We start from the raw sequence: 24,244 nt of genomic DNA on the forward strand, positions 1-24,244 counted from the left end.
TCTTGATCTGATCAGCGGGTTCAGGCCCTCGCATGTTCTGGCGGATAAAGGCTACGACAGCGATAATATTCTCGACGCCATTGCCTCCATGAAGGCCGTGCCTGTCATTCCACCGCGATCAAACCGCAAAATACGAAGAACGTATGATCGCGAAATCTATAAATGTAGAAATATCATTGAGCGCACATTCAACAAACTCAAGCATTGGCGCAGACTCTCAACCAGATATGACCGTAAAGCTATTTACTTCTCCGCCTTCATACATCTGGCTGCAGCAACTTTATGGCTTTAAATGTCGATTCGACCTAGGGAACTACACAGCCAGATGGCCGTCCTGAATGGGAAAATGGCGTAATACCTGCTGCCTGCAGCGGGAATAGTCGTTACTGTCAGGTAAAGCTTCTTTAGTTTTACCCGAGCCTCATCATGAGTAAATATACCTCTAACCATTTTTAGTATTCTATGCGGAAGACACACCGTGTGGTTGTGCTGCACCACTCAGAAATTCCCAATCCTCCATGAATTCAGCATGGCACCCCCGTGTCCATTCCAATATCCAATATCTGAAGAGTTCACCCAAGTTGGCTGAAATACGCGGTAATTTGGCAGTAAATGAAGTCATTTCATAATTGCTACACCAACAGCCTTGCAGTGTAATAACCCCACAACGACGCAACCCAATTGAATCTCTTTCAGAACTTCCAGGTTAACCAATCGTTGTAAATACACTTCACTCAATCCAGAAAAATGGAGGCCCAAATGAAATCTTATGAATATCGTGCTGCCACAGTGCAGACGCTTGCTGAAGTTGGCAATGTCGACGCAAACCTCGAAATATGTGCGCACTATGTAAAGCAAGCCGCACTACAGGATGTTCGTGTAATTGTTTTTCCCGAGTGCATGAACGCGGGTTATCTATACGAAGACAGAGGCCAGACGGCTAGCATCCATCAATAGCGAACTGCTTGAGAAATTCGGTGAGGTTTGCAAGGCCAGCAAATGTGCGATCCTGGTTCCAAATGTCGAAGAAGTGGACAGCAAACTCTATCCCGCCTCATTCCTCATCGGACCGGAAGGCGATGTGCTAATGTCCTATCGGAAGGTTCACCTCTTCAGTGATGAGCGGATGTGGGCAACAGCAGGCTCTGAATATCCGGTTATGGACACGCCATACGGACGTATCGGCATCATGATGGGCTATGATGGCATGTTCCCGGAGGCCGCAAGCTGTTTGGGTATCAATGGTGCCGATGTGATCCTGTGGCCGGCTCGTCTGCAGGACGGGAAGGAGCGTACGCTGATCGCAGTACCGCGCGCCGTCGATAACCGCTGTGCTGTCATTCTTGCCAACCGCGTCGATGCACCGTTCGGAGGTGGAAGCATGATCGCGCTGCCGGCACAATTCCCCGTGTGGGATGTTGACGTAGCCAGGCCGTACTATCCGGATATGCACAAGATCATCTTGGAAGTCATTGAGATCGCCAGTGCACGCCAGAAAAACATGATGGCCAATGTGCATATGTTCGCCAAGCGCCAGCCCTGGACTTATAATGCACTGGTAGCAGATAAGCACTGATGAGCATTACTGCCGGGCAGGCTTGGAGAACACTGACCCGTAAGTCTGTCCGGCCTGACGGATGTTATCGATCTAAAAATCTAAAGGATGAGATTGCTTATCGATAATTGCTGTCTGTTGGATGATCACTGAAGGAATCGAACGATGCAGATAGCCTTGCTCGCTCCACCGGGTGTACAGTCGCTTGATGTCGTTGGGCCGGCGGAAATCTTTTGGGAAGCCGGACGACGGCTGGGCAATCCATCTGCTTACGAGGTACGAATCATCGGAAGCAGGCGTAAGCGCAGGAATCGATCTCGCCCTTGCCCTGGTCGAAGAAGACTATGGACGGGATCTCGCGCTGATTGTTGCGCGTTACATGGTCGTATTCCTGAAAAGGCCTGGAGGGCAGTCACAATTCAGTATACATCTGGTCGCGCAAATGTCGAAGCGCACACCTATCCAGCGCGCACAGGAATATGTGCTGCAGAATCTTTCATCCCATCTTTCGGTGGAGGAAATGGCAAAGCAAGCATGCATGAGCACGCGCAACTTTTCCCGTTTGTTCCGCCATGAAACTGGTATGACATCTGCTGATTTTGTCGAAACAGCCAGACTCGATGCAGCCAGGTGTCTGAAGATACATCAATGTCACTACAACTTATTGCTTTCCGCTGTGGCTTTGGCACCACCGACCGGATGTGGAGAACATTCCTGCGAAACCTTGAAGTCAACCCTTTAGGCTATCGCAAGCGCTTTCAAAGTGCGCGACATCCTGCGTTATAACCCATTCTTCACAGACACGAGTACCAGGAAATACCGGCAATGCAGTCAGGTACGGTACAACCCTGGACAAAGCAGGATAAGCAGAGATGCTACAATACTCAGCCGCTGCAGGACTGTAAACAACAGACAAAATCCCTTTCATACGGATCTGTATGTAAACGGGGCCAGAAACAGTTCCCGGACTAGCGGTACATGTTTGAAATAAATAAACAGGAGTTTGATATGGGATTTCTTGCCGGCCGGCAAATTCTGATTACGGGCCTGCTCAGTAACCGCTCTATCGCTTACGGTATTGCCAAAGCAATGCAGCGTGAAGGGGCCAAACTGGCATTCACTTACCAGTCGGATGATTTACGCGAGCGCATCAGTAAATTAGCTGCAGAATTCAACAGTGACCTGCTGTTCCGCTGTGATGTCAGTCAGGATGAAGAAATCAGCCGTTGCTTCAGCGAGCTGGCAGATCACTGGGATGGATTGGACGGAATCGTACACTCCATTGCCTTTGCACCGCGCACAGCCTTGGCCGGCGATTATCTGGAAAGTGTCGATCGACAGGCTTTTCATATTGCACACGACATCAGCTCATATAGCTTTGCCGCGCTGGCAAAAGCCGGACTGCCACTGATGCAGGGAAGGCCGGCTGCTCTGCTGACACTCAGCTATCTCGGTGCGGTACGTGTGATGCCCAGCTACAATGTGATGGGATTGGCCAAAGCCAGCCTGGAGGCCAATGTTCGTTTTATGGCATCGAGCCTTGGTAAACAGGGGATCAGGGTCAATGCAATTTCAGCTGGACCAATCAAAACGCTCGCCGCAGCAGGAATCGGCAATTTTGGCAAACTGCTGGGATATTCTGAAAAAGTTTCGCCTCTGAAACGAAACGTGACCACTGAAGAAGTCGGTAATGTAGCGGCCTTTCTTTGCAGTGATCTGGCCAGTGGTATCACTGGTGAAATCACTTATGTGGATGCGGGATTCAATACCGTTGCATTCAATCTGGATGCAGAAGGGCAGTAACTTGAGAAGAACGGGCAGTAATCCCTGAAGGGTTACTGCCACTATCACTGTCAGTCGTTCTCTTCAAGTGGTCTGATTGTTACTTCGTAGCGCTGTCTGAGTCCCGCAATGTAGGCGCTCAACTCCTCCTGACCATATATCTGTTGTAACTGATCGAAAAGAAGGTTGTATTGGGAAGATTCATTCCCGATATCAGGTCTTTTTACCTGATTGATCCGAATCAGATCGTATCCACCTTTGCTGGTGACAACACCAGTATAAGCAGGGAGTTTTTCCACATCCGTCTGAAAGAGGGCATGCAGAATTTCTTCATTGTCGCCTTTCTTCTGGGCAAAAGAAACTTCTGACGATTCTCCCCATTCCAGAGATTCATCGACCTCTCCCGCCTGTAACCCGGCAAGCTTCTGTTTACCCTCATTTTCAGCTTGTTCCGATGCAAGCTGCTGTTTCAGAAGCGCAACGATCCTGTCTTTGACCAACCCGATGGATTGAGCACTGGCAGGGCGATGTTCAACCACTCGTGCAGCTACAAAAGTATCAGGTGCGACCTCAATGGATTCAGTGTTGAAATGGTCACGAACAGCACTTTCCGAAAATATTGCCTGCAACATGCGCTCATTGGTAATGACCGATGGCTCTCTGGAATTGCGATCGATCCAGTCACTCTGCTGAACAGACAGGTTAAACATCTGCGCTACCGGCTGCAGCGTATCGTTCTGCTCATAAACGATATTACTGAAATCTTCGGATAATTCACCAAACCTGTCTGCCACTTTCTGATGCTGCAAAAGCTGCCTGATCTGCTCCTTGACATCATCGAGGCCGGCAACATCTGCCCCCTTCACTTCAGTCAGCCGGATAATGTGAAAACCGAATGGTGTTTCTACCGGACCGCGTATCTCACCGCGTTGCATCTGAAATACTTCATCCTCAAAGGGTTTGACCATCAGACCACGCGCAAAAAAGCCAAGATCTCCACCTTCCTTGGCCGAACCCGGATCTTCTGACAACTCTGCTGCCAGCTCCGGTAGTTTTTCCGGATCCTGTCTGACCTGTTCCAGAATCTGTTCCGCACGGGCCTTGGTGGATGTTTTCTGCTCTTCGGTGGCATCAGCAGGAACACTCAGCAATATATGGCTGGCTCTCCGCTCCTCCGCCTGACCAAACTCATCCTGATGCTCGTCGTAGTATTTCCTGATTTCTTCATCAGAAATCTGTTCCTGCCGGGCCAGCTCATCCAGTGACAGCACGACATACTCCACTTTAACCCTTTCCGGCAGTGTGAAATCCTGGTAGTGACTGTCATAGTACGACTGAATGGCAGCCTCATCCGGCTCAGCCTGGTCAATGTACTGCTCAGGACTGATCGTCATCCGGTTGATTTCATACATTGTTGCACTCAGTGACGCCACTTTGCCTGCAACCGTCCTGGGTACGATGACACTTCCGGTGATACCCTCCAGCAACTGTTGGCGCATGAGCTCACCCGCTACTCTTGCTTCAAACATCGCAGGTGACATTCCCTGGCGCTGAAGCAGATCACGATAACGCTGGTACGAAAACTTTTCATCTTCGTGAAAAAACGAGATGTTCTGGATTTCAGCAGTCAGGCGGGAATCCAGCACTGTCAGTCCGACTCGCTCGGCTTCACGGCGCAGCAGCCTCTCCTGGATCAGATTTTCCAGAACGGCCAGACGCATCTGCGGATTGTCCAGCAAGCTGGCATCAAATTTTTCCCCTAACATATTGCGCAGATTTTCCTGCTGATTACGTATCGCTTGCTCGTACTCCTGACGGCTGATTTCCTCACCATCGACGACTGCAGCATAGCCCGCATCACCGGCGCTTCGATACGACTCTACTCCCCAGAACATGAAAGGCAGAACAGCAATCAGAAGTACGATCTGAACGACCGTCTTTTTTTTGTTTACGAAATCAAACACGATAGCTATCCGAAAAAAAGAAAATCGGGAAAAACAGGAAGAGAAAAAGATACCACATCGCCATGACTGGATCACTAAAGGCGGAAACGATATGGCGGAGTGGACGGGACTCGAACCCGCGACCCCCGGCGTGACAGGCCGGTATTCTAACCAACTGAACTACCACTCCCAGTATTGCGCTCTCTAATTAGAGATCAGCTTCGAGACAATCACTTACCCGATATACAGGCAGGCTTGCTGGTGGGTGCTGAGGGGATCGAACCCCCGACATTCGCCTTGTAAGGGCGACGCTCTACCAGCTGAGCTAAGCACCCGTCTCGCTGATCCCTGTCATCGAAGGAGCGCTAGTTTACAGCATCTTTCAGCGCTTTGCCAGCAGTGAATTTAGGTACCTTGGCTGCCTTGATTTTTATCTCTGCACCGGTACGCGGGTTACGTCCTGTACGTGCTGCCCGTTTTCCAACCTTGAAAGTTCCAAAACCTACCAGGGTGACACTGTCATTCTTGCCAAGAGCATCCTTGATGGCGGACAGCGCACCATCCAGCGCATTGCCTGCCTGAGCTTTGGTAAGATCGGCAGATTGGGCAATCACATCGATGAGATCGGATTTATTCATAAAATTCCCCTTTGTTTTGCTTTGTTAGGTTGCAGGAAAACTCCACCTTTTGTACAGACAACTTCTGTAGACGCCCTTATATCAAGCCATTTTGCGGCGGTCAAGTGTTTATGCGGAAATCAGCCTGATTTTTGATAAATTCTTGCCCGATCCTGTTCAACCAAGCGTTACATCATGAATATGCCACTCAGGAAGACTTGATCAAGGGTTCCTCAGTCTGTTTCAGCTCCAGGCTCACGATCAAGCATATCCTGAATCGCTATCTCAACCGGAACCTGCTCATACAGAATACTGTAAACCGCCTGAGTCACGGGCATATCGATTTGCAGCCGCTGTCCCAATCCATACGCTTCCCGAACCGTATAGACGCCTTCAGTGACATGCCCTATTTCAGGCAGGATCTCTGCCAATTGCCGCCCGGCAGCAAGCATCATCCCAACCCGACGATTTCTTGAAAGATTCCCGGTACAAGTCAAAATCAGGTCACCGATACCCGTCAGCCCGGTAAAGGTTTCCCGGCATCCGCCAAGTGCCATGCCCAATCGGGTAATTTCCGCCAGCCCGCGGGTAATCAGCGCTGCTCTGGCATTATTGCCAAACGCAATTCCATCAGAAATCCCGGCAGCAATCGCAATCACATTTTTGAGTGCTCCACCGACCTCCACCCCGATCACGTCGTTGCCTGAATAAACCCGCAGGCTTGCTGTACGAATCTCACCGGCAACGCTTCTGGCAAAAATTTCGTCGTGAGAAGCAAGTGTCAGCGCGGCAGGAAGGCCTTGTGCCACTTCCCGGGCGAAACTCGGGCCGGATAGCACACCACAAGTGATACTCGCTGGATAAACTTCCTCAACCACCTGACAGGGAAGTTTTGCGGAACCTGTTTCAAATCCCTTGCAGGCCAGAATAAGGGGCAATGATGGGTTCAATGCCACCATCTGCTGCAAAGTGGTGCGTAATCCTGCAACGGGTACGACGACAAAAACCAGTTCGGCTCGTTCCAGTGCCTCACTCAACGCAGAGACAAGATGAATGGAATCCGGCAAAGGTTGCCTGGGCAGATAACGCTGATTGGTGCGTAACGCCGCCAGTTCAGCCAGATGTTCCACATTACGGGTCCATAGCGTCACACGGTGACGCGCAGACAGACAAATTGCCAGCGCAGTTCCCCAGGCGCCCGCACCGAGTACTGCGATATTCATACGCCCCAGATCTGATCGGTTCTGATATAGCCGGTCTGGCCGTCCCGATGTTTCACCTTCACCCATCCACCCGCAACGACACCCAACAATTCCAGTATCACATCCTGCTGGGCCTGAAAAATCAGTGATGAAGTCGGATTGGGAGATTGATAAACACTGCCGACAGGTATTTTGACGATCACAAAACGCTTCGGGCCGAGATTCTTGTCTTCCACCCAGGCAAGGTATCCGTGATAATCACGTACTTTCACCCAGCCGACCACCTTCACTACCACTTCCAGAGGCAGATTCACACCTGCCACGTACAGTTTACCGGCATTGAGGGAAGGTGCATCGTACAGAACAACCGCAGATTTCGCGATTGACAGAAACTCATTCCGGGTACTTTCCTGTGCGACTGCCCTACAGGAAAAAATCAGCAGAACGAACAGCGAAAACAGCAGACCGGTCGTAATGCTCTCGCCTCGAAGTGGCTGAAACTTCATGAATCAGTGCCTGGTGATCGTATCTGCAGGCTGATCAGGCTGTTCTCCAGCCGTTTCCTGCTGTTTTTTCTGGTGATAAATTGCCTCGAAATTAACCGGATTGAGAATCACAGGCGGAAATCCGGCGCGCGTCACTGTATCCGAGATCGTTTCACGTAAGTAGGGAAACAGAATGTTCGGACATAAAACACTCAGCACAGGCTCGACTTCATCTCCAGGAACATTACCTATCCGGAAAATACCAGTCTGATGAGCCTCCACCAGAAACATGACCTGATCCTTTTCCTTCAACCGTGCCGTGACAGTAGCAGTTACAACCACCTCATGGATTTCCCCATCCACGGCATTATGACTGGTAGCCAGTTGAAAATTGATCTCGGGAGCTTCCCGCTCCAGAAAGATACGAGGGGCATGAGGAATTTCCAGTGATAAATCCTTGACGTAAATTTTTTCAATAACAAAAACGGGTTGCTGCTGTGATTCAGTCATGATGAGTTCCAGTTAAATACACTTGTCAAAAATTTTCCGGCTGCCAATATATCGGGAAGATTGACAGCCAGCGCTTAGCCAGCCAGCAATCCGCTCAGTTCCCCCTGGCGGTCCAGCATTGCCAGATCGTCGTACCCCCCGACATGCACCGGGCCGATATAAATCTGCGGAACGGTTCGCCGTCCGGTACGCTGCATCATCTCGGCACGCAGCCCCGGTTGCAGATCCACCCTGATTTTTTCGATCTCCTCGACCCCTCTCGCACGCAGCAACTTCTCCGCCATAGTGCAATAAGGACAGTACCCGGAGACATACATTACAATCTTGGGCATGTCATCCTTCCCTGCATCGTTCTCGCACGGATCATTTCTTCACCAGCGGCAGATTCTCCCGCCGCCAGGTATCGATACCACCGTTCAGATTGAATACCTGTTTGAAGCCGTTCTTGCGTAGAACAGCCCCCGCCCGTCCAACGCGCAATCCGGGAGTAAAGATAATGACGACAGGCTTATCCTTGAACTTTTCCAGCTCCTGCCAGCGATCTTCAATCTTCTCCGCTGGAATATGTTTGGCATTAGGTGGATGGCCACCGGCATATTCACTGTCATCTCTGACATCCAGCACCAGTGCATCCTCGTAATTTATCAGCCGGATGGCTCGTTTCGGATCGATATCACGGACAGAATTACGCGCGACTACCGGCCACAGCAGCATACCGCCGCTCAGCATGGCCGCTATGATAAAAAAAATATTGTCCACCAGAAATGTTGATTCCATATGATGCATCCAGAGCCGGCAAAAACTGCTATTTTAACAAAGTACTTGTGAAACTCCATTCCATTGTGATGAATATATCCTGGCAATCAGGCAGTTTCTTATGGGATAGGTTACGATAATAGCTTTTCATCACACGAATCTTCGTTTATGCCAGTCAACATTCCTCCTTTACTACCCGAACAACTGCTGCCGATCCCCGGCCTGTCACTAGGTACAGCAGAAGCCAGTATCAAACGGCCCGGCCGTAAGGATATACTCGTCATCACGCTGGCAGAAAATACACGGGTTGCAGGTGTGTTCACCCGGAATCGATTCTGTGCCGCGCCTGTCACGGTCGCCCGATCACATCTTACGGGTTCGCTGCCGATCCGTGCACTGGTGATCAATACCGGTAACGCCAATGCCGGCACCGGTCAGTCCGGCATCGATCATGCACACGCCACCTGTGCTTCACTGGCCAGGCTCATCGGCTGCCAGACCCAACAGGTACTGCCTTTTTCTACCGGTGTCATCATGGAGCCGCTGCCGGTAGAAAAAATCATCACCCATCTTCCGCAGGCCCTGGCAAATCTGGCACCAGACAACTGGTTCGCCGCTGCACAGGCGATCATGACGACCGACATCGTGCCCAAAGGAGTTTCCCGTCAGATCCAGATAAACGGCACAACAGTCACCATTACCGGAATTGCCAAAGGCTCGGGAATGATCCACCCGAACATGGCCACTATGCTCGGATATATCGCCACTGATGCGGCCGTGACACAACCCTTGCTCGACGACCTGGTGCGTTACGCAACTGATCGATCCTTCAACTGCGTCACCGTGGATGGAGATACCTCCACCAACGATGCACTGATCCTGATGGCCACCGGACAGGCTGGCAATACGCCGATTACTGTATCAACCGACCCTGCTTTCATCTCACTACAGGCAGCCATCACCGAAGTGGCCGCCCTGCTGGCACAAATGATCGTGCGTGACGGTGAAGGCGCCACCAAATTCATCACCGTTCAAGTGGAAAGTGGCAAAACCCGGGAAGAATGCACTAAAGTTGCTTACGCCATCGCTCACTCTCCACTGATCAAAACAGCCTGCTTTGCGTCCGACCCCAATCTGGGACGGATTCTGGCAGCCATCGGCTATGCCGGTATTGAAGATCTGGATGTTAATCTGGTTCAGCTTTACCTGGGCAATATTCTGGTTGCCGAACACGGAGGCCGTGCCGCCAGCTATCGTGAAGAAGACGGTCAGCGCATCATGCAGGCACCGGAAATCACCATACAGGTGAAACTCAACCGGGGAAACGCGTCCACTACCGTATGGACCTGCGATCTTTCCTACGATTACGTCAAAATCAACGCCGATTACCGCAGCTAACCCGCTATGAACGATCCTGAATCGATTTTCCAACGACTCGACCGACTGCTGGCCCGTATCGAGGATACGCTGCCCGTCCGGCCACAGCACGCCGACCCTGCTGAATATATTGCCTTGCGCTGGCGCAAACACGGCGATACCGGCTATCTGCAAGCGATAAACCATCCGCATACGATTACGCTGAATGAGCTGCTGAACATCGAAGAGCAGAAACAGACACTCGACCGCAATACCCTACAATTCGTTTCAGGACTTCCAGCCAATAATGTATTGCTGACCGGCGCGCGCGGCACTGGTAAATCCTCTCTGATAAAAGCTTTGCTGAACCGCTATGCTGACCGGGGCTTGCGGATGATCGAAGTGGATAAGCTGGGGCTCACCGATCTGCCCGATATCATTGAGTTCATCGGCCAGCGTCCGGAACGCTTCATTCTGTATTGCGATGACCTGTCATTCGAAGCCGATGAACCAGGTTACAAAGCGCTGAAAGTCGTTCTCGACGGCTCCATCTCTACCGCATCCGACAACGTACTGATCTACGCCACTTCCAACCGCCGCCATCTGATACCGGAATTCATGCATGAAAATCTGGCAACCCGGCACGTGGATGGCGAAATTCATCCTGGAGAAGCTACTGAGGAAAAAATTTCCCTGTCGGAACGTTTTGGCTTGTGGCTGTCTTTCTATCCATTTGATCAGGAACAATATCTGGAAATCGTCCGTCACTGGCTCTCGCAACATGGCATCAGCAGACTGTCCGGCCCGGCCCGGCAGGAAGCACTTCGCTGGGCACTGGCACGTGGTTCCCGCAACGGGCGGGTCGCCCGCCAATTCGCTCGGGACTGGGCAGGGCAGCAAAAACTGGCAAAAACCGAACCGGTCAGAGTCGACAAGGAATAGCATGGCCGGTCCGTCGCTGGTTGAAGTTGCTGCTGCCGTTCTCATTCGCCCGGATGACAGTTTTCTGCTTGCCTGCCGGCCAGATGGAAAACCTTACGCCGGTTATTGGGAATTTCCGGGTGGAAAGATCGAAACAGGCGAATCTCCACTTCAGGCGCTCGCGCGTGAATTGGATGAAGAACTTGGCATCACCGTTCGCCAGGCCACCCCCTGGCTGACACGGACATTCAGCTATCCGCATGCCACTGTACGGCTTCGGTTCTACCGGGTGACTGACTGGCACGGCGAGCTCACCCCCCGTGAACGACAACAGTTCGCCTGGCAGACAGCTGAAAACATCACCGTTTCCCCGTTGCTTCCAGCTAATACACCCATTCTGCGCAGCTTGGCATTACCTTCAATTTATGCCGTTACCCGTACAGTTGAAACAGACATAGAAGCGTCACTGTTATCCATCGGGCAAACTCTCGGCAACGGCGTGAAACTGCTGCAAATCCGCCAGAAAGCAATGTCACACGACCAGCTGGAACATTTCAGCAGGACTGCACTGCAACTGGCCCGAAGTTATCAGGCTACCGTACTGATCAATGAAAATATACCGCTTGCGCAGACGCTTCAAGCAGATGGCGTTCATCTGACCGCTGCTCAGTTGCGATCCCTGCACTCCCGCCCTGCTGTCAATTGGTGTGGCGCTTCCTGTCACAACGAACAGGAACTTCAGCGCGCAGAACGACTGGGAGTCGATTTCGTTACTCTGAGTCCCGTGCAACCCACCCTCAGTCACCCCGGCGCAGCTGCATTGGGATGGAAAGAATTTGCCGCGCTCATCCGGGATTACCCGCTGCCAGTTTACGCGCTGGGTGGATTGCTGCCGGCTGATCTGGAAACTGCCCGGGAATATGGTGCCCATGGTATCGCCATGATGCGTAGTATCTGATCTCTGTTTTGCAGCATTACCCGGACTTTCAAACCAGATAGGTATCCACCCCGCTCAGCAGCAAATCGTACTGCGCCTCGACAATCTCTTTGATGGCCAGCGCAGGAACCCCCGTCACCACATTGTTTTCAACTGCCAGCCAGCCTACCGCATCTTCCGGACCCAGACTGACCACATATCCCAGATCATGATGCAGATAAGGCTCAAGCACTTTGAGCACACCGGAATGGCGCAAAATATTACGGGCAGCCAGTTTTCCCTTGCGCACCGCCGACTGGGCAGTCATTGTATTCGATCCCAATGATGGATAAACCGAACAATCCCCGGCCGCAAATATATTTCCCAATGGCTTGCCGTCCACCATCACCTGACCGAATGCATTGGTCTTGATCAGATTGTCCTGCCTGTTACCGGTGAATACCAGTGAAAGAACAGAAGGCAATTCGAAATGCCGTCCGCTGGTTTTATCCTCCAGCAAAACTGTGTCAGCACGCTGCTCCAGAAAACATACTCCCGGATAAAATTCGATATCCAGTTCCAGCATGCGCATTTCGACATAACGGGCAAATCCTCCCGGATACCGCTGCAGCACTCGTTCATTGTCATCCACCAGTTGCAAGCCATGATTGATCCGGCGGCGACGCAAGTAACCCGCCAGCTCGAACAAAAACTGAATACCAGTCGCCCCGCCACCTACGACAGAAATGCAGGAGGGTGCAGTATTTCCCGCCCTATCCTGTGTTGCCAGAAATCTGTCCAGCAGATCCGCACCGGAAACCGTGAAGAAATTTTCCAGACGAACTATATTTTCCGCATCTGCCGCAGTACGCTCATCTGTCTCATTCCGGGTGAACGATCTTGCACCCGATGCCACCAGCAGATAATCGAACGGAACTTGCTGATCATCCACCTGCAGGTAGCGATCACGCTGCCACTGGCACAACATCGATTCATCTACTGCCAGCGCGCTGCGAATATGACGACACCCGAAACGCTGTTCCAGAAATGCATACGGCACCAGAAAATCAGACAACGGATAGCGAAAGGTTTCATGAAGATGAGTAATCTTGAGATGATCGATCCCCGGATCGATCAGCGTGATCTCCGCATCCGGGCTGTATCGGTGCAACGTAACCAGCGCCGCGATCCCGGCATAACCGCCACCAACAATTACGATTTTCAGCCGCCTGCCTTTCGGTATATACAATGGCAGAAAAGCCATTCATCTCCTCCCTTCCACACGTTGATCAACAGAAACTAGCGTAGCATGGATATATCCGCCCGGTCACGCGCTCTGCGCCCGCTCCGGAAAGCATGCCCCCAACGGACTGACGTATAATCGGCAGTCGCCACATCATTTCATTTTCAACCACCCACAGCCGGAACATTCATGCACATCCACATTCTCGGAATCTGCGGCACCTTCATGGGCGGTCTGGCGGTACTGGCACGTGCAGCCGGCCACACCGTCACCGGCTGTGACGCCAATGTCTATCCACCGATGAGCACGCAGCTTCGCGATCAGCAAATCGAGCTGATCGAAGGTTATGATGCTGATCAGATCAAACTGAAACCGGATCTGTTCGTCATCGGTAATGTCGTCTCGCGCGGTAATCCGCTGATGGAAGCGATTCTCGATGCCCACCTGCCTTACCTGTCCGGCCCGCAATGGCTGGCACAACACCTGCTGCACAACCGGTGGGTATTGGCAGTTGCGGGCACGCACGGCAAAACCACCACCAGTTCGATGCTTGCCTGGATACTGGAATACGCCGGGCTCTCTCCCGGATTTCTGATCGGTGGTGTTCCGGAGAATTTCGGTCTGTCTGCCCGTCTGGGGATCATCGAAGCAGAGCAGACACCTTCCCCTTTCTTCGTCATCGAAGCGGACGAGTACGACACTGCTTTTTTTGACAAGCGCTCCAAGTTCGTACACTACCAGCCAAGAACGGTGGTACTCAACAACCTTGAATACGATCATGCAGATATTTTCCCGGATCTGGCCGCGATCGAACGCCAGTTTCATCATCTTATCCGCATCGTTCCCCGCAATGGACTGCTCGTCGTCAACGGGCAGGATACTGCGTTACAGCGAGTATTGAATCAAGGCTGCTGGACGCCGGTAGAACAGTTTGATGTGGACGATGGCTGGCAAATCACCATGGAGCAGAATGAAAGTCTGTCAGTCCGTTTTCAGGGAGTGTCGCAAGGAATACTGCATTGGGAATTGCTGGGAGAACATAATTGCATGAATGCCCTGGCTGCATTGGCTGCAGCCAGGCATGCCGGCGTACCGGCGCAACTCGGTATCGAAGCTTTGTCCCGCTTCAAGAACGTGAAACGACGTATGGAACTGCGCGGTGTCATCAACGATATTCATGTTTATGATGATTTTGCACACCACCCCACTGCCATCCGCACGACACTGGCCGGATTGCGCGCCAAAATCGGCCAAGCACGCATCATCGCCGTGCTGGAGCCACGTTCCAACACCATGAAACTCGGCGTCTGGCAGAATGATCTCGCAGCCAGTCTGGATCAGGCTGACCAGATTTTCTGCTATGCCCACCAGATTGGCTGGAATATCGATTCAGCTCTCGCTTCTCTCGACGATAAAACCGAAATCCATCACGACCTGACCACCATGATCAGCGCCATTGCAGCCACCGCACACCCGGGAGATCATATCCTGATCATGAGCAACGGCAGCTTCAGCGGCCTGCACGACAAATTGCTTGATACACTTCGCACCTGATCCGGTACATCTCTCTGAACTCCATCATTACCATCGCCCGCAAAAAAAACACCCCACCGAAACTCCAGCGGGGTGTAAAGGCTTCGTCACAAAATCGTTACTGCATGGGCTTTGACTTTGCCCGAAGCAAGAAGAGAGAAATACTCATCACTACTGAGAAAAACACACTACGATTACAACGACTTCCCCATCAACCATCTACTTCAAAATAATAACCAGGTAGCTTTAGAATCCAATTCCGAGATAACCGCCAACGGTAAACCCGTTGACATTCACTCCATCAATCTTACCGCCTGCCAGCTGATATCTGGCATCGGCCCCAACATAAATTGCTTTCCAGATGTTGTAATCAGCACCCACCCCGAACATGACACCCGGCTGCAGCACCGTAATGGATTCAGACGGCGGGCTGATGACATGCAAAGCCAGTCCGGCCGGGATGATCCATGGTCTGAACCGGTTTCCTTCCAGAAACTTGATTTTTGGTGCTGCGGTGAGCGTAAACTGGCTGACTGTCACTTTACGCGGATTAAGCGCCCCGCCTGCCAGCTGAGTTGGATTATTAGCCAGTGCATTCCCCGAAACACTATTGCTGAACTGTTTGTATTCAAACATCAGCTCGGCAAACACACTGGTCCCCGGCAGAAAACCCCACACATCATTGGTCAGATTGAAATCAAAACCAGCGCCGATATACCAGGCATCTTTTCCGGCCTGATCCTGCGCTCCGACAGGAGCAACATCACTCTGGATGGAAACGCCATTACGAGTATGGTTGCTATGTGCAAAACCACCCCGGAAAAACACCATGTGCTTGCCGCTCTCCCCTGCACTTTTTTGCGCCCCGACAGAAGCAACCGATTGCTCGTTTTCCCGGATTTTCTGTTCATTTCTTACAGTATCCGTCTTGACCCTGTCCAACTCACCCCGGATAGACTGCAGTTGCTCTTCCAACAATTTGATTTGTGCTTCCAGAGCCTGTGTCGATGTACTGTCAGCAAATACCTGAGGTGCGCTCAACAATGTTGAAATACTCAGCATGCCGGCTGTAACACTTAAAACTGCACGCTTTCCGATAACATAACGATTCACTCGTTTCTCCTTTTTTTATGTGCTTGGATATGTTGTATGGCAAATACTAAATAGTTAACGATCCGGATACTTTGATCTAAGTCAAAACAAAGCTGTTTTCCGTCATTCCTTTCGATAAATGCCAGCCGGGATCGTTACCTTCCCGTTTGACTCACGCTTTTCACCATTCAGGAAATCCGGATCAGGCTGAAACGCCACCCCCCTCACGGTCGTTTTGCTAATAAATCCAGCCAAACAGGGCATAAATGTTGCAGGCACTGGTACATTTACCAATGGATGTTAGATAATTACCAGCGCAATCATCCTGACCCACATCAAGAAAACCTGCTTTCCACTTGCTGCCCGGAGACATTATTTCGGCCATGATTCGTACACTCTATTCCGATACGCCTTTTCCCCCGCTGGAACAGGCACTGATCGAACCCAATGGTCTGCTGGCTGCGGGCGGAGATCTGTCACCAGAACGCCTGATCTCCGCTTACCGCCAGGGAATCTTTCCCTGGTTCAATCCAGGGGAAATCATCCTGTGGTGGAGTCCAGATCCAAGAATGGTACTGTTTCCCCGAGAATTAAAAATTTCACGTTCACTGCACAAAACCCTGAAGAAGAATGACTACCAGATCCGCACGGACAGCGCCTTCACCGAAGTCATGCAAGCCTGTGCCGCGCCGCGTGAGGACCAGGCAGGTACATGGATACACGAGGAAATGATCGCGGCTTACACCGCGCTGCATCAGATGGGGGTGGCACACTCGGTCGAAACCTGGATAGAGGGCGAACTGGCCGGTGGACTATACGGCGTAGCCATTGGCAGGGCTTTTTTTGGAGAATCGATGTTTTCCCGAGCGACCGATGCATCCAAGATTGCACTGGTTCATCTGGCCAGACAACTGGAAAATTGGGGCTATGGCCTGATCGACTGCCAGATGAAAACTGCACATTTGATGTCGATGGGTGCACGGGAAATCCCAAGATCACAATTCTCCAAACGGCTGAATCAACTGAACGCTCTACCCGGCCAAAACAGAAAATGGTATTTCGACTTTACCTATCCCGGGCGATCGGAGCAGTGACTATGGATTTCCAGATCACCAGACGTTATCCCTGCAGCTATCTGCCGGGAGAGCTCGCTCGCTCGCGTATCGTGGTCACTGACGACACTCTGTCGGACAGCAATACCTATGCCCAACTGATTCAGCAGGGGTATCGACGCAGCGGCAGCTTAATCTATCGCCCGGACTGCGATTACTGTCACGCCTGTATTCCGGTGCGCATCCCGGTGGAGCTGTTTGATCCCAATCGCACCCAGCGCAGAATATGGAAACGACATCAGCACTTGCAGATCGCCTGGCATCCCCTGCATTTCGATCCTGTACACTTTGATCTCTACCAGCGCTACCAGAAATCCCGTCACACAAATGGCAGCATGGATCAGGACGATGAAAACGGACGCAAACAGTACCGTGATTTTCTGCTGAAAAGTACAGTGGATTCCTTTCTGGTAACATTTCACGAAAATGAACAGCTGCGCATGGTCAGCATCATCGACCGGCTGCCGGATGGACTGTCACCGGTTTATACCTTCTTCGAGCCGGATGTACCCGGATCGAGTTACGGCACCTTCAACATCCTGTGGCAGACAGCTCAATGCCGTGCTGACCGGCTGCCTTACCTTTATCTCGGCTACTGGATTGCAAACAGCCGGAAGATGCACTACAAAGCCAATTTCCAGCCGCTGCAGTATCTGATCGACAACCAGTGGCAATACCGCACAACGAACCGATAAATATGATGTACAACCTGCTGCGCCCGCTACTGTTTCTGCTTGACCCCGAAACTGCTCACACCGTTACACTGGATACACTCAACCTGCTGAAGAGAACCGGGTTGCTGCCCGATCGCACCATCGACTGCACTCCTGTTCGCGTCATGGAGCTGGATTTTCCCAATCCAGTCGGGCTGGCAGCCGGCCTCGACAAGAATGGGACCTGCATCAGCGCACTGGCCTCTCTGGGATTTGGCTTTATCGAAGTGGGAACCATCACCCCGCGCCCGCAGGTCGGTAATCCCCGGCCACGACTGTTTCGCATTCCACAGGCTGAAGCAATCATCAATCGGATGGGATTCAATAACGTTGGTGTGGATAAGCTGATAGAAAATGTCCAGCAATCCGGCTACCGCGGCATACTGGGTATCAATATCGGTAAAAATGCGGATACCCCTCTGCAGAATGCAATCGATGATTACCTGATCTGTTTACGCAAGGTGTACCTGCATGCCAGTTACGTCACTGTCAATATTTCCTCTCCCAATACCCAGCAGCTCAGACAACTGCAAAATGAAACCGAGCTGGAACATTTACTGGGCGCACTTAAGGCGGAACAAACCCGTCTGAGTGATCTCCACGGTCGCTACACGCCACTAGCCATCAAGATTGCCCCTGATCTGGAATCCGAACAAATTACCGTAATTGCATCGCTGTTAATGAAACACCGCATGGATGCGGTGATTGCGACCAACACCACCACTGCAAGAGAGGGTGTCGAACATTTGCCACGCGGCAATGAAAAAGGTGGATTGAGTGGCGCACCATTAACGGAACGCAGTACCACAGTCATCCGTCAGCTTGCCAACCATCTCCAGCATGCCATTCCCATCATCGGAGCGGGTGGCATCATGTCAGCCCGGGATGCGCAACTCAAAATCGAAGCAGGCGCCAGTCTGGTACAGATTTATTCCGGGCTGATTTATCGCGGCCCGGATCTGGTTACAAAAACCGTCTCACTGCTTTGCTCCCGCACTACCCATGCTGGATAAAAATTCACTGACCGAACAGATCGACGCCGTGCTGCCGCAAACCCAATGCGGGCAGTGTGGATTCGATGGATGTAAACCCTATGCGACAGCCATTGTTGAAGGCCATGCGGATATCGACCAGTGTCCACCCGGCGGTGACGCTGGTGTGGCTCAAATTGCAGCGATCCTGAATATTGCCCCGAAGCCACTGAACACGACTTATGGCCATCCCAAACCGCCTGCCATCGCCGTCATCGATGAATCTCAATGTATCGGCTGCACATTCTGCCTGCGCGCCTGCCCGGTAGATGCCATCATTGGCGCAGCCAAACATATACATACCGTTCTGACCGAGTTATGTACCGGTTGCGAACGTTGTATCGCCCCCTGCCCGATGGATTGCATCAGCATGGTATCCGTACCCGCCCCGGCCACACCCGAAATCCGGCAACAGATCGCTGACGGTGCACGGGAGCGATATCACTTGAGACTACTCAGGCTGGCACGCCAGCAGCAACGCACCAGGAAACCAGAGCAGAACAAACCGAAAGAAGCCACAATCCCCACGGCACAACAGGCAACCGATACGAAACAGGCAGCCATCCAGGCCGCCATGGAACGTGCACGAGCTGCACTTGCCCGCTCAAACATCCCCAACAAGGACTGAATGAACACGACCAAACGCCGGGAGATATTCACCCGATTCAGGGCAGCCAATCCCCGTCCGACAACCGAACTCGAATACCAGACACCGTTTCAATTACTGATTGCCGTCATCCTCTCGGCACAAGCCACTGATAAAAGTGTCAATTTGGCCACACGAAAACTGTTCCTGGTGGCGGATACTCCCGAAAAAATCCTGCAACTGGGAGAAACCGGCCTCAGCCCGTTCATTCAGCGCATCGGGTTGTTTCGCACCAAAACCAGGAATATTCTTGCCACCTGCCAATTATTGATCGAACAGTACAACGGTGAGGTCCCACGCACCCGCACGGAACTGGAAAAGCTGCCGGGAGTCGGTCGGAAAACCGCCAGCGTGATTCTGAATACTGCCTTTGGCGAACCCACCATTGCAGTGGATACGCATATTTTCCGCGTAGCCAACCGTATCGGTATCGCACCAGGTAAAAATGTCCTGGAAGTGGAACGCAAACTGCTCAAGGTGGTACCAGATGAATTCCGTCACGATGCCCACCACTGGCTGATCCTGCACGGGCGTTACATCTGCAAAGCCAGGAAACCCCTATGTCACCAGTGCCTGATCGTGGATTTATGCGAATTCAAGGAAAAAAATCTGGAAGGAACTGCATCCTCACTCGATATGAAACAGTTGACATGAAGCGTAATGCTCTCATCCATTCTCTGCAAACCCACATATCGGATCTACTGGCAATTTATGCTTTCGGCAGCCGTATTCAGGGTACAGCCAGGTTGGACAGCGATCTGGATCTGGCCGTACTGGTAGCGGGCTATACTGATCCATTGATTCTGTTCGAAGTCGCGAACGAACTGGCCGATGTGGCAGGCTACGCGGTTGATCTGCTCGACCTGCGAGCTGCCTCCACTGTGATGCAATACCAGATCATTACCACCGGGAAACGCTGGTGGACACTGGATATGCAGGCAGCCTTATTTGAGGCATTCATCCTGAGTGAGAAAACCGCTCTTGATGTAGCACGTGCCGGGTTACTGGCTGACATCCGACAAAGAGGAACAGTCTATGGCCGATGATGTACTGATCAACAAAGCAGCAACGATTGAACGCTGCGTGGCGCGGGCACATGAGGAATACGCTGCCAATCCAGAAAATTTTGCCACTGATTACACTCGCCAGGATGCGGCCATTCTCAACATTCAGCGAGCCTGCGAAGCAGCGTTGGACATGGGCCAGCATCTGATTCGCCGTGAAAAACTGGGAATTCCACAAAGCACCCGTGATGTGTTTTCCTTACTGGCACGCGGTGGCTGGATCAATATTGAACTGGCTGACAGTCTTAAACGGATGGTGAGTTTTCAGAATATCGCCGTGCATGATTACATTGCCCTGCAACTGCCTATTACCGTAAGAATCATCGAAAATCACCTGGATGAATTTTTACAGTACAGCCAGACTCTGTTGCTGCATGACGCAGCGTTAGGCGGGAACCAGAGAGGATAACAGTTTCGTGAGATGACCGACAGCCTTATTGTCCTGATGCGGCAGAGGCAAAGATGAAGGAAGTTCTATTGACCACACCAGGCTGGTACGGGTGAGAGGTCTTGTTGTAGCGTGACATAATTTTGTCGACATACTTTACAGTTTCAGGATAAGGTGGAATACCGCGATATTTCTCGACGGCACCTTCGCCCGCATTGTAGGCTGCGGCCACCAGCGCCACATCTCCTTTGAAGAAGGCGAGCAACCATCTCAGATAAGCCATCCCACCCCTGATATTTTCTTCCGGATCAAAAACATCTCTGACCTGAAATCTTTCAGCAGTCGCGGGAATGAGCTGCATCAACCCCTGTGCATTTTTGGGAGAAACCGCCTGTGTATTGAAACCGGACTCAACCGCAATGACTGCGAGTACGAGACCCGGATCAATCTCGTATTGTGGAGCCAGTTTTTCCACAAGTGCAGAAATAGACTGATCAACATAGTATTTGTTCGGTGTAATGTTTGTCCGAACGTAAACATTTCTACTCAGACAATTTGGTAACTGCACTTTCCGTTTATCCGGTAGAGGCATGAATCGCAGTAACTTTTGTGCATCCGCATGCTTCCGGGCAGCAGCCATCTCGAATAATCTGGCAGCAATCCCATCATTACGCTCGACCCCACGTCCGTTGGCATACATCCACCCCAGTGCATACTGCCCCTCGGCCGAGCCTTGCCGGGCTGCTTGACAATAAAGCTCCACTGCTTTTTCCCTGTCTTGCAGCACACCTTCACCATGCTCATACTGCCGAGCCTGTGCTACCAGTATGTCGCCCCCCCCCTTAACACCAGCATACCGTACAGCCTGAATATCCCTCCCACTGTGAGCAACGGCAGTATGTAATACCAGAAAACTCAATACAGCCCATTGCCATTTGAAGGAGATACGCATATTTCTCTTCTGCTCCTGAGAGTTAAAGTATTGTTTTATTGATAATTAACGGAGCAACAATCGTGCCAGAATACAGAAACATTCCGGCTTCAGTGATAACTGTTTGCTTACGGGCAGAAATTTTTCAGATGTTTCCCGGCAAATTCACCAAGATAAACTGGCCTTGCAAACAATGTAAAAAATTCCGACAAATACGGATTTGACGATACAAAATATTTCAGCGAACCCCCTCATAAAGCTTTTATTCGTTTTCAGGCTGTGTACGATGCACGCGCACTTTGCCGATATTATGCTTATTGACCGAAACGATCTCAAAAATCAGGCCATCAACCGTAATCTGTTCCCCCGCTGCAGGAATATAGCCAAACTGCCAGAGCAAATAACCACCGAGTGTGGAATAACGTTCAGCCTCGTCCACCAGATCATGCTCCAGCAGATTGGATGCCTTGCGAATACTGATCCATCCATCCATCAGCCAGGTGCCATCAGCCTGTTGCTCTGCCACTACTTTTTCTTCACCCGCATCCAGAAACTCACCCGCAATCGCCTCCAGAATATCCGCCGGCGTAACGATTCCCTCAACCGATCCATACTCATCCACGATCACTGCCAACTGTAACGTCTGGTTACGAAGCTGCTCCATCAGCTTGATCACAGGAACCCGTTCAAGCACCACGATCGGATGACGCAGCGACTTTTCCAGATTGATCTTCCCTTCTTCCAGCATGTCACGCAGCAAATCCTTAGCAAATGCAGCACCTACAAACTCATCAACATTACCGTGTGCCAGCAGAAAACGTGAGTGACCGCTATCAATTATTTTTGCCCTGATCATCTCACTGGTATCTCCCAGATCCAGCCAATCGATATCAGTACGCGGTGTCATGATGGACATGGCAGGGCGCCCGGCCAGTGTCAGCACTCCTTCAATCATTTCCTTTTCTTCACGGGCGAACAGGTCATTTTCGGCCACCTGCTGCGCGATCACTTCTGATGTCTCACCCAGCCCGACTTCACCATGCCGCCCGCCAAGCAACCGCAACACGGCTTCAGCAGTACGATCACGCAAATCCCCGGTAGTAATGAGCTTTTCCTTGTTATGTCTGGCAATCTGATTAAAGGTCTCAATCAGGATGGAAAAACTGATCGCAGCATAGAGGTACCCTTTGGGCACATGAAAGTTGAAGCCTTCGATCACGAGCGAAAAACCGATCATCATCAGAAAGCCCAGGCAGAGAATGACAACGGTAGGATGTCTGGAGACGAAAATCATCAACGGCCCGGAAGAAACCATCATGACAATGATCGCGATGATAACGGCGATCATCATCACCGAGAGGTGCTCCACCATTCCGACTGCAGTAATCATGCTGTCAAGCGAAAAAACCGCATCCAGCACGATGATCTGCACGATGACCTGCCAGAAAACGGCATGCACACCCTTGCCTTCTTTTTGTCCATCCTGCCCCTCCAGTCGGCTGTGCAGCTCCATCGTTCCCTTGAAAAGCAGGAATATCCCCCCGAACAAAAGAATCAGATTTCGCCAGGACAGCTCGACATCGAACAGTGTCAGCAGCGGCGTAGTGAGCGTTATGACCCAGGAAATGGATGCCAGCAGAATGAGGCGCATGATGAGCGCCAGAGAAAGACCAACGATGCGCGCTTTTCCGCGCTGATGTGGCGGCAGCTTATCCGTCAGTATTGCAATGAAAACCAGGTTATCGATCCCCAGTACGATTTCCAGAATAACCAGCGTTGCCAGCCCCGCCCACGCAGCGGGATCGACTACCCATTCAAAAAACACTTTTTCTGATACCTGAAAGAAATTGAAAGACTGTAATCAAGGATATGAAGTATCCAAATCCGGATAAAAGGAAATCACACCGTAGACGAGTGCGAACTATCAATATAGTACAAGTTTTTTCAGACAAGCAAACACTGAAAAACGGGATGAAGACTCCTGAAGGTAGTTTACCCCCGACTTCGTGAGCTGCATAAGCGGCATGGAGATCCAGAAATCTCTTAATTGGCTTGCGAAGTTGCTCTTTCACACAGAGCTATATGTAAAGGTACGCCAATCCCCCCTAAAAGCATGTTTGTAGTAGTTGAGATCTGATCTGACAGTTACCCGATTTGACGAGTGCCTGTTAGATCAGATTCAGTTATTCAATTCGGTAATTTTATCGTCCCATATCTCCTTTGCGTCAATTAAAGTTTGCATCGGGGTGCGTCCACAGCACATTTTTCCCTGGTGAGTCCGCACACTGTTGTAGTACGCCATCCAATCATCCAGATCGTGTTGTAACTCTTCAATGGACTGGTAAATCTTGCGCCGGAATGTCACCTGGTAGAACTCCTGCAAGATGGTTTTGTGAAAGCGTTCGCAAATACCGTTGGTCTGCGGATGATTGGCTTTCGTTTTGGAAT

29 protein-coding genes and 2 tRNA genes are annotated in these 24,244 nt (G+C 51.3%); 16 read left to right on the plus strand and 15 right to left on the minus strand.

The features are described 5' to 3' along the window. On the plus strand, window positions 1-292 hold a 292-nt coding region (locus tag B5D58_RS11180), incomplete at its 5' end, for a transposase (protein WP_143779580.1). A 168-nt stretch (window positions 293-460) separates the two neighbouring features. Here B5D58_RS11180 and B5D58_RS13910 read toward each other — a convergent pair. After that, window positions 461-622 (minus strand): hypothetical protein, encoded by a 162-nt coding sequence (locus tag B5D58_RS13910; RefSeq protein ID WP_158297477.1) that lies wholly within the window; start codon window positions 620-622, stop codon window positions 461-463. A 137-nt stretch (window positions 623-759) separates the two neighbouring features. On the opposite strand from B5D58_RS13910, the gene B5D58_RS14455 reads away from it, so the two are divergent. The 4 genes from B5D58_RS14455 to B5D58_RS11200 all read left to right on the plus strand — a co-directional run bounded on the left by B5D58_RS14455 (window position 760) and on the right by B5D58_RS11200 (window position 3,358). After that, window positions 760-957, plus strand: a complete 198-nt coding sequence (locus B5D58_RS14455) for a nitrilase-related carbon-nitrogen hydrolase (RefSeq protein WP_353681452.1) — start codon at window positions 760-762, stop codon at window positions 955-957. Further along, window positions 950-1,576, plus strand: a complete 627-nt coding sequence (locus B5D58_RS11190; RefSeq protein WP_256335823.1) for a carbon-nitrogen hydrolase family protein — start codon at window positions 950-952, stop codon at window positions 1,574-1,576. Before B5D58_RS14455 ends, B5D58_RS11190 begins: the two co-directional genes overlap by 8 nt. A 187-nt stretch (window positions 1,577-1,763) precedes the next feature. Next, window positions 1,764-2,297, plus strand: a complete 534-nt coding sequence (locus B5D58_RS11195) for a GlxA family transcriptional regulator (RefSeq protein WP_050731279.1) — start codon at window positions 1,764-1,766, stop codon at window positions 2,295-2,297. 266 nt (window positions 2,298-2,563) lie between these two features. Next, window positions 2,564-3,358 (plus strand): enoyl-ACP reductase FabI, encoded by a 795-nt coding sequence (locus B5D58_RS11200; protein ID WP_011112698.1) that lies wholly within the window; start codon window positions 2,564-2,566, stop codon window positions 3,356-3,358. Between the two features lie 50 nt (window positions 3,359-3,408). Here the strand turns inward: B5D58_RS11200 and B5D58_RS11205 are convergent, their stop codons facing one another. From B5D58_RS11205 to B5D58_RS11245, 9 genes are all read right to left on the minus strand, one after another. Beyond that, window positions 3,409-5,301, minus strand: a complete 1,893-nt coding sequence (locus B5D58_RS11205) for a SurA N-terminal domain-containing protein (protein WP_011112699.1) — start codon at window positions 5,299-5,301, stop codon at window positions 3,409-3,411. A 92-nt stretch (window positions 5,302-5,393) separates the two neighbouring features. Next, window positions 5,394-5,470: transfer RNA gene (locus B5D58_RS11210), tRNA-Asp, on the minus strand. Between the two features lie 69 nt (window positions 5,471-5,539). Next, window positions 5,540-5,615, minus strand: a tRNA-Val gene (locus tag B5D58_RS11215). 30 nt (window positions 5,616-5,645) lie between these two features. Beyond that, complete coding sequence (locus tag B5D58_RS11220; protein WP_011112700.1) at window positions 5,646-5,918, minus strand: HU family DNA-binding protein; 273 nt, start codon at window positions 5,916-5,918, stop codon at window positions 5,646-5,648. Between the two features lie 212 nt (window positions 5,919-6,130). Beyond that, the gene (locus B5D58_RS11225; protein ID WP_011112701.1) at window positions 6,131-7,120 is read right to left on the minus strand and encodes an NAD(P)H-dependent glycerol-3-phosphate dehydrogenase; all 990 of its coding nucleotides are present in this window, start codon (window positions 7,118-7,120) and stop codon (window positions 6,131-6,133) included. Further along, window positions 7,117-7,605 carry an SH3 domain-containing protein gene (locus B5D58_RS11230; protein WP_011112702.1) on the minus strand — a complete coding sequence of 163 codons (489 nt, stop codon included), beginning with the start codon at window positions 7,603-7,605 and terminating at the stop codon, window positions 7,117-7,119. Before B5D58_RS11230 ends, B5D58_RS11225 begins: the two co-directional genes overlap by 4 nt. Window positions 7,606-7,608: 3 nt before the next feature. Continuing rightward, a complete protein-coding gene (gene secB / locus B5D58_RS11235; protein WP_011112703.1) occupies window positions 7,609-8,094 on the minus strand; it encodes a protein-export chaperone SecB in 486 nt (161 codons plus the stop codon). 74 nt (window positions 8,095-8,168) lie between these two features. Then, the gene (grxC, locus tag B5D58_RS11240) at window positions 8,169-8,426 is read right to left on the minus strand and encodes a glutaredoxin 3 (RefSeq protein ID WP_011112704.1); all 258 of its coding nucleotides are present in this window, start codon (window positions 8,424-8,426) and stop codon (window positions 8,169-8,171) included. A gap of 31 nt (window positions 8,427-8,457) precedes the next feature. After that, window positions 8,458-8,871 (minus strand): rhodanese-like domain-containing protein, encoded by a 414-nt coding sequence (locus B5D58_RS11245; protein WP_041356851.1) that lies wholly within the window; start codon window positions 8,869-8,871, stop codon window positions 8,458-8,460. Window positions 8,872-9,018: 147 nt separating this feature from the next. Here B5D58_RS11245 and argJ point away from each other — a divergent pair, with 147 nt between their 5' ends. Genes argJ through B5D58_RS11260 form a run of 3 tightly spaced genes read left to right on the plus strand, consistent with a single transcriptional unit; the run spans window position 9,019 to window position 12,085 of the window. Further along, a complete protein-coding gene (gene argJ / locus B5D58_RS11250) occupies window positions 9,019-10,248 on the plus strand; it encodes a bifunctional glutamate N-acetyltransferase/amino-acid acetyltransferase ArgJ (protein WP_011112706.1) in 1,230 nt (409 codons plus the stop codon). Between the two features lie 6 nt (window positions 10,249-10,254). After that, window positions 10,255-11,148, plus strand: coding sequence for an ATP-binding protein (locus B5D58_RS11255; protein WP_011112707.1), 894 nt, complete (start codon window positions 10,255-10,257; stop codon window positions 11,146-11,148). A 1-nt stretch (window position 11,149) separates the two neighbouring features. Further along, complete coding sequence (locus B5D58_RS11260) at window positions 11,150-12,085, plus strand: Nudix family hydrolase (RefSeq protein WP_011112708.1); 936 nt, start codon at window positions 11,150-11,152, stop codon at window positions 12,083-12,085. 28 nt (window positions 12,086-12,113) lie between these two features. Here B5D58_RS11260 and B5D58_RS11265 read toward each other — a convergent pair whose 3' ends face one another. Continuing rightward, a complete protein-coding gene (locus B5D58_RS11265; RefSeq protein WP_011112709.1) occupies window positions 12,114-13,307 on the minus strand; it encodes an NAD(P)/FAD-dependent oxidoreductase in 1,194 nt (397 codons plus the stop codon). Window positions 13,308-13,475: 168 nt separating this feature from the next. Between B5D58_RS11265 and mpl the strand changes: the two genes are divergently transcribed. Then, complete coding sequence (gene mpl / locus B5D58_RS11270; protein WP_011112710.1) at window positions 13,476-14,840, plus strand: UDP-N-acetylmuramate:L-alanyl-gamma-D-glutamyl-meso-diaminopimelate ligase; 1,365 nt, start codon at window positions 13,476-13,478, stop codon at window positions 14,838-14,840. 225 nt (window positions 14,841-15,065) lie between these two features. On the opposite strand, the gene B5D58_RS11275 is transcribed toward mpl, so the two are convergent. After that, window positions 15,066-15,932, minus strand: coding sequence for a hypothetical protein (locus B5D58_RS11275; RefSeq protein ID WP_011112711.1), 867 nt, complete (start codon window positions 15,930-15,932; stop codon window positions 15,066-15,068). Window positions 15,933-16,294: 362 nt separating this feature from the next. Here B5D58_RS11275 and aat point away from each other — a divergent pair, with 362 nt between their 5' ends. From aat to hepT, 7 genes are read left to right on the plus strand one after another with little or no spacing between them, the layout of a single operon-like run. Further along, a complete protein-coding gene (gene aat, locus B5D58_RS11280) occupies window positions 16,295-17,005 on the plus strand; it encodes a leucyl/phenylalanyl-tRNA--protein transferase (protein ID WP_011112712.1) in 711 nt (236 codons plus the stop codon). 2 nt (window positions 17,006-17,007) lie between these two features. Then, window positions 17,008-17,718 (plus strand): arginyltransferase, encoded by a 711-nt coding sequence (locus B5D58_RS11285; RefSeq protein ID WP_041356853.1) that lies wholly within the window; start codon window positions 17,008-17,010, stop codon window positions 17,716-17,718. A gap of 2 nt (window positions 17,719-17,720) precedes the next feature. Then, on the plus strand, window positions 17,721-18,749 hold the full coding sequence (locus B5D58_RS11290; RefSeq protein ID WP_011112714.1) for a quinone-dependent dihydroorotate dehydrogenase: 1,029 nt from the start codon (window positions 17,721-17,723) through the stop codon (window positions 18,747-18,749). Further along, complete coding sequence (locus tag B5D58_RS11295) at window positions 18,739-19,395, plus strand: RnfABCDGE type electron transport complex subunit B (RefSeq protein ID WP_011112715.1); 657 nt, start codon at window positions 18,739-18,741, stop codon at window positions 19,393-19,395. The genes B5D58_RS11290 and B5D58_RS11295 overlap by 11 nt, the downstream gene beginning before the upstream one ends. Continuing rightward, complete coding sequence (gene nth / locus B5D58_RS11300; RefSeq protein WP_011112716.1) at window positions 19,396-20,067, plus strand: endonuclease III; 672 nt, start codon at window positions 19,396-19,398, stop codon at window positions 20,065-20,067. Next, the gene (gene mntA / locus B5D58_RS11305; protein WP_011112717.1) at window positions 20,064-20,459 is read left to right on the plus strand and encodes a type VII toxin-antitoxin system MntA family adenylyltransferase antitoxin; all 396 of its coding nucleotides are present in this window, start codon (window positions 20,064-20,066) and stop codon (window positions 20,457-20,459) included. The genes nth and mntA overlap by 4 nt, the downstream gene beginning before the upstream one ends. After that, on the plus strand, window positions 20,449-20,886 hold the full coding sequence (gene hepT, locus B5D58_RS11310; RefSeq protein WP_011112718.1) for a type VII toxin-antitoxin system HepT family RNase toxin: 438 nt from the start codon (window positions 20,449-20,451) through the stop codon (window positions 20,884-20,886). Before mntA ends, hepT begins: the two co-directional genes overlap by 11 nt. A 25-nt stretch (window positions 20,887-20,911) precedes the next feature. Here the strand turns inward: hepT and B5D58_RS11315 are convergent, their stop codons facing one another. The 3 genes from B5D58_RS11315 to B5D58_RS11325 all read right to left on the minus strand — a co-directional run. Then, complete coding sequence (locus tag B5D58_RS11315; RefSeq protein WP_011112719.1) at window positions 20,912-21,817, minus strand: transglycosylase SLT domain-containing protein; 906 nt, start codon at window positions 21,815-21,817, stop codon at window positions 20,912-20,914. Between the two features lie 241 nt (window positions 21,818-22,058). Next, window positions 22,059-23,621, minus strand: coding sequence for a TerC family protein (locus B5D58_RS11320; RefSeq protein WP_011112720.1), 1,563 nt, complete (start codon window positions 23,619-23,621; stop codon window positions 22,059-22,061). A gap of 354 nt (window positions 23,622-23,975) precedes the next feature. Then, a partial coding sequence (locus B5D58_RS11325; protein WP_143779581.1) for an integrase core domain-containing protein occupies window positions 23,976-24,244 on the minus strand: 269 nt, incomplete at its 5' end.

Origin of the sequence: Nitrosomonas europaea (assembly GCF_900167395.1) — a bacterium.
GTDB classification, from domain to species: Bacteria; Pseudomonadota; Gammaproteobacteria; order Burkholderiales; family Nitrosomonadaceae; genus Nitrosomonas; species Nitrosomonas europaea.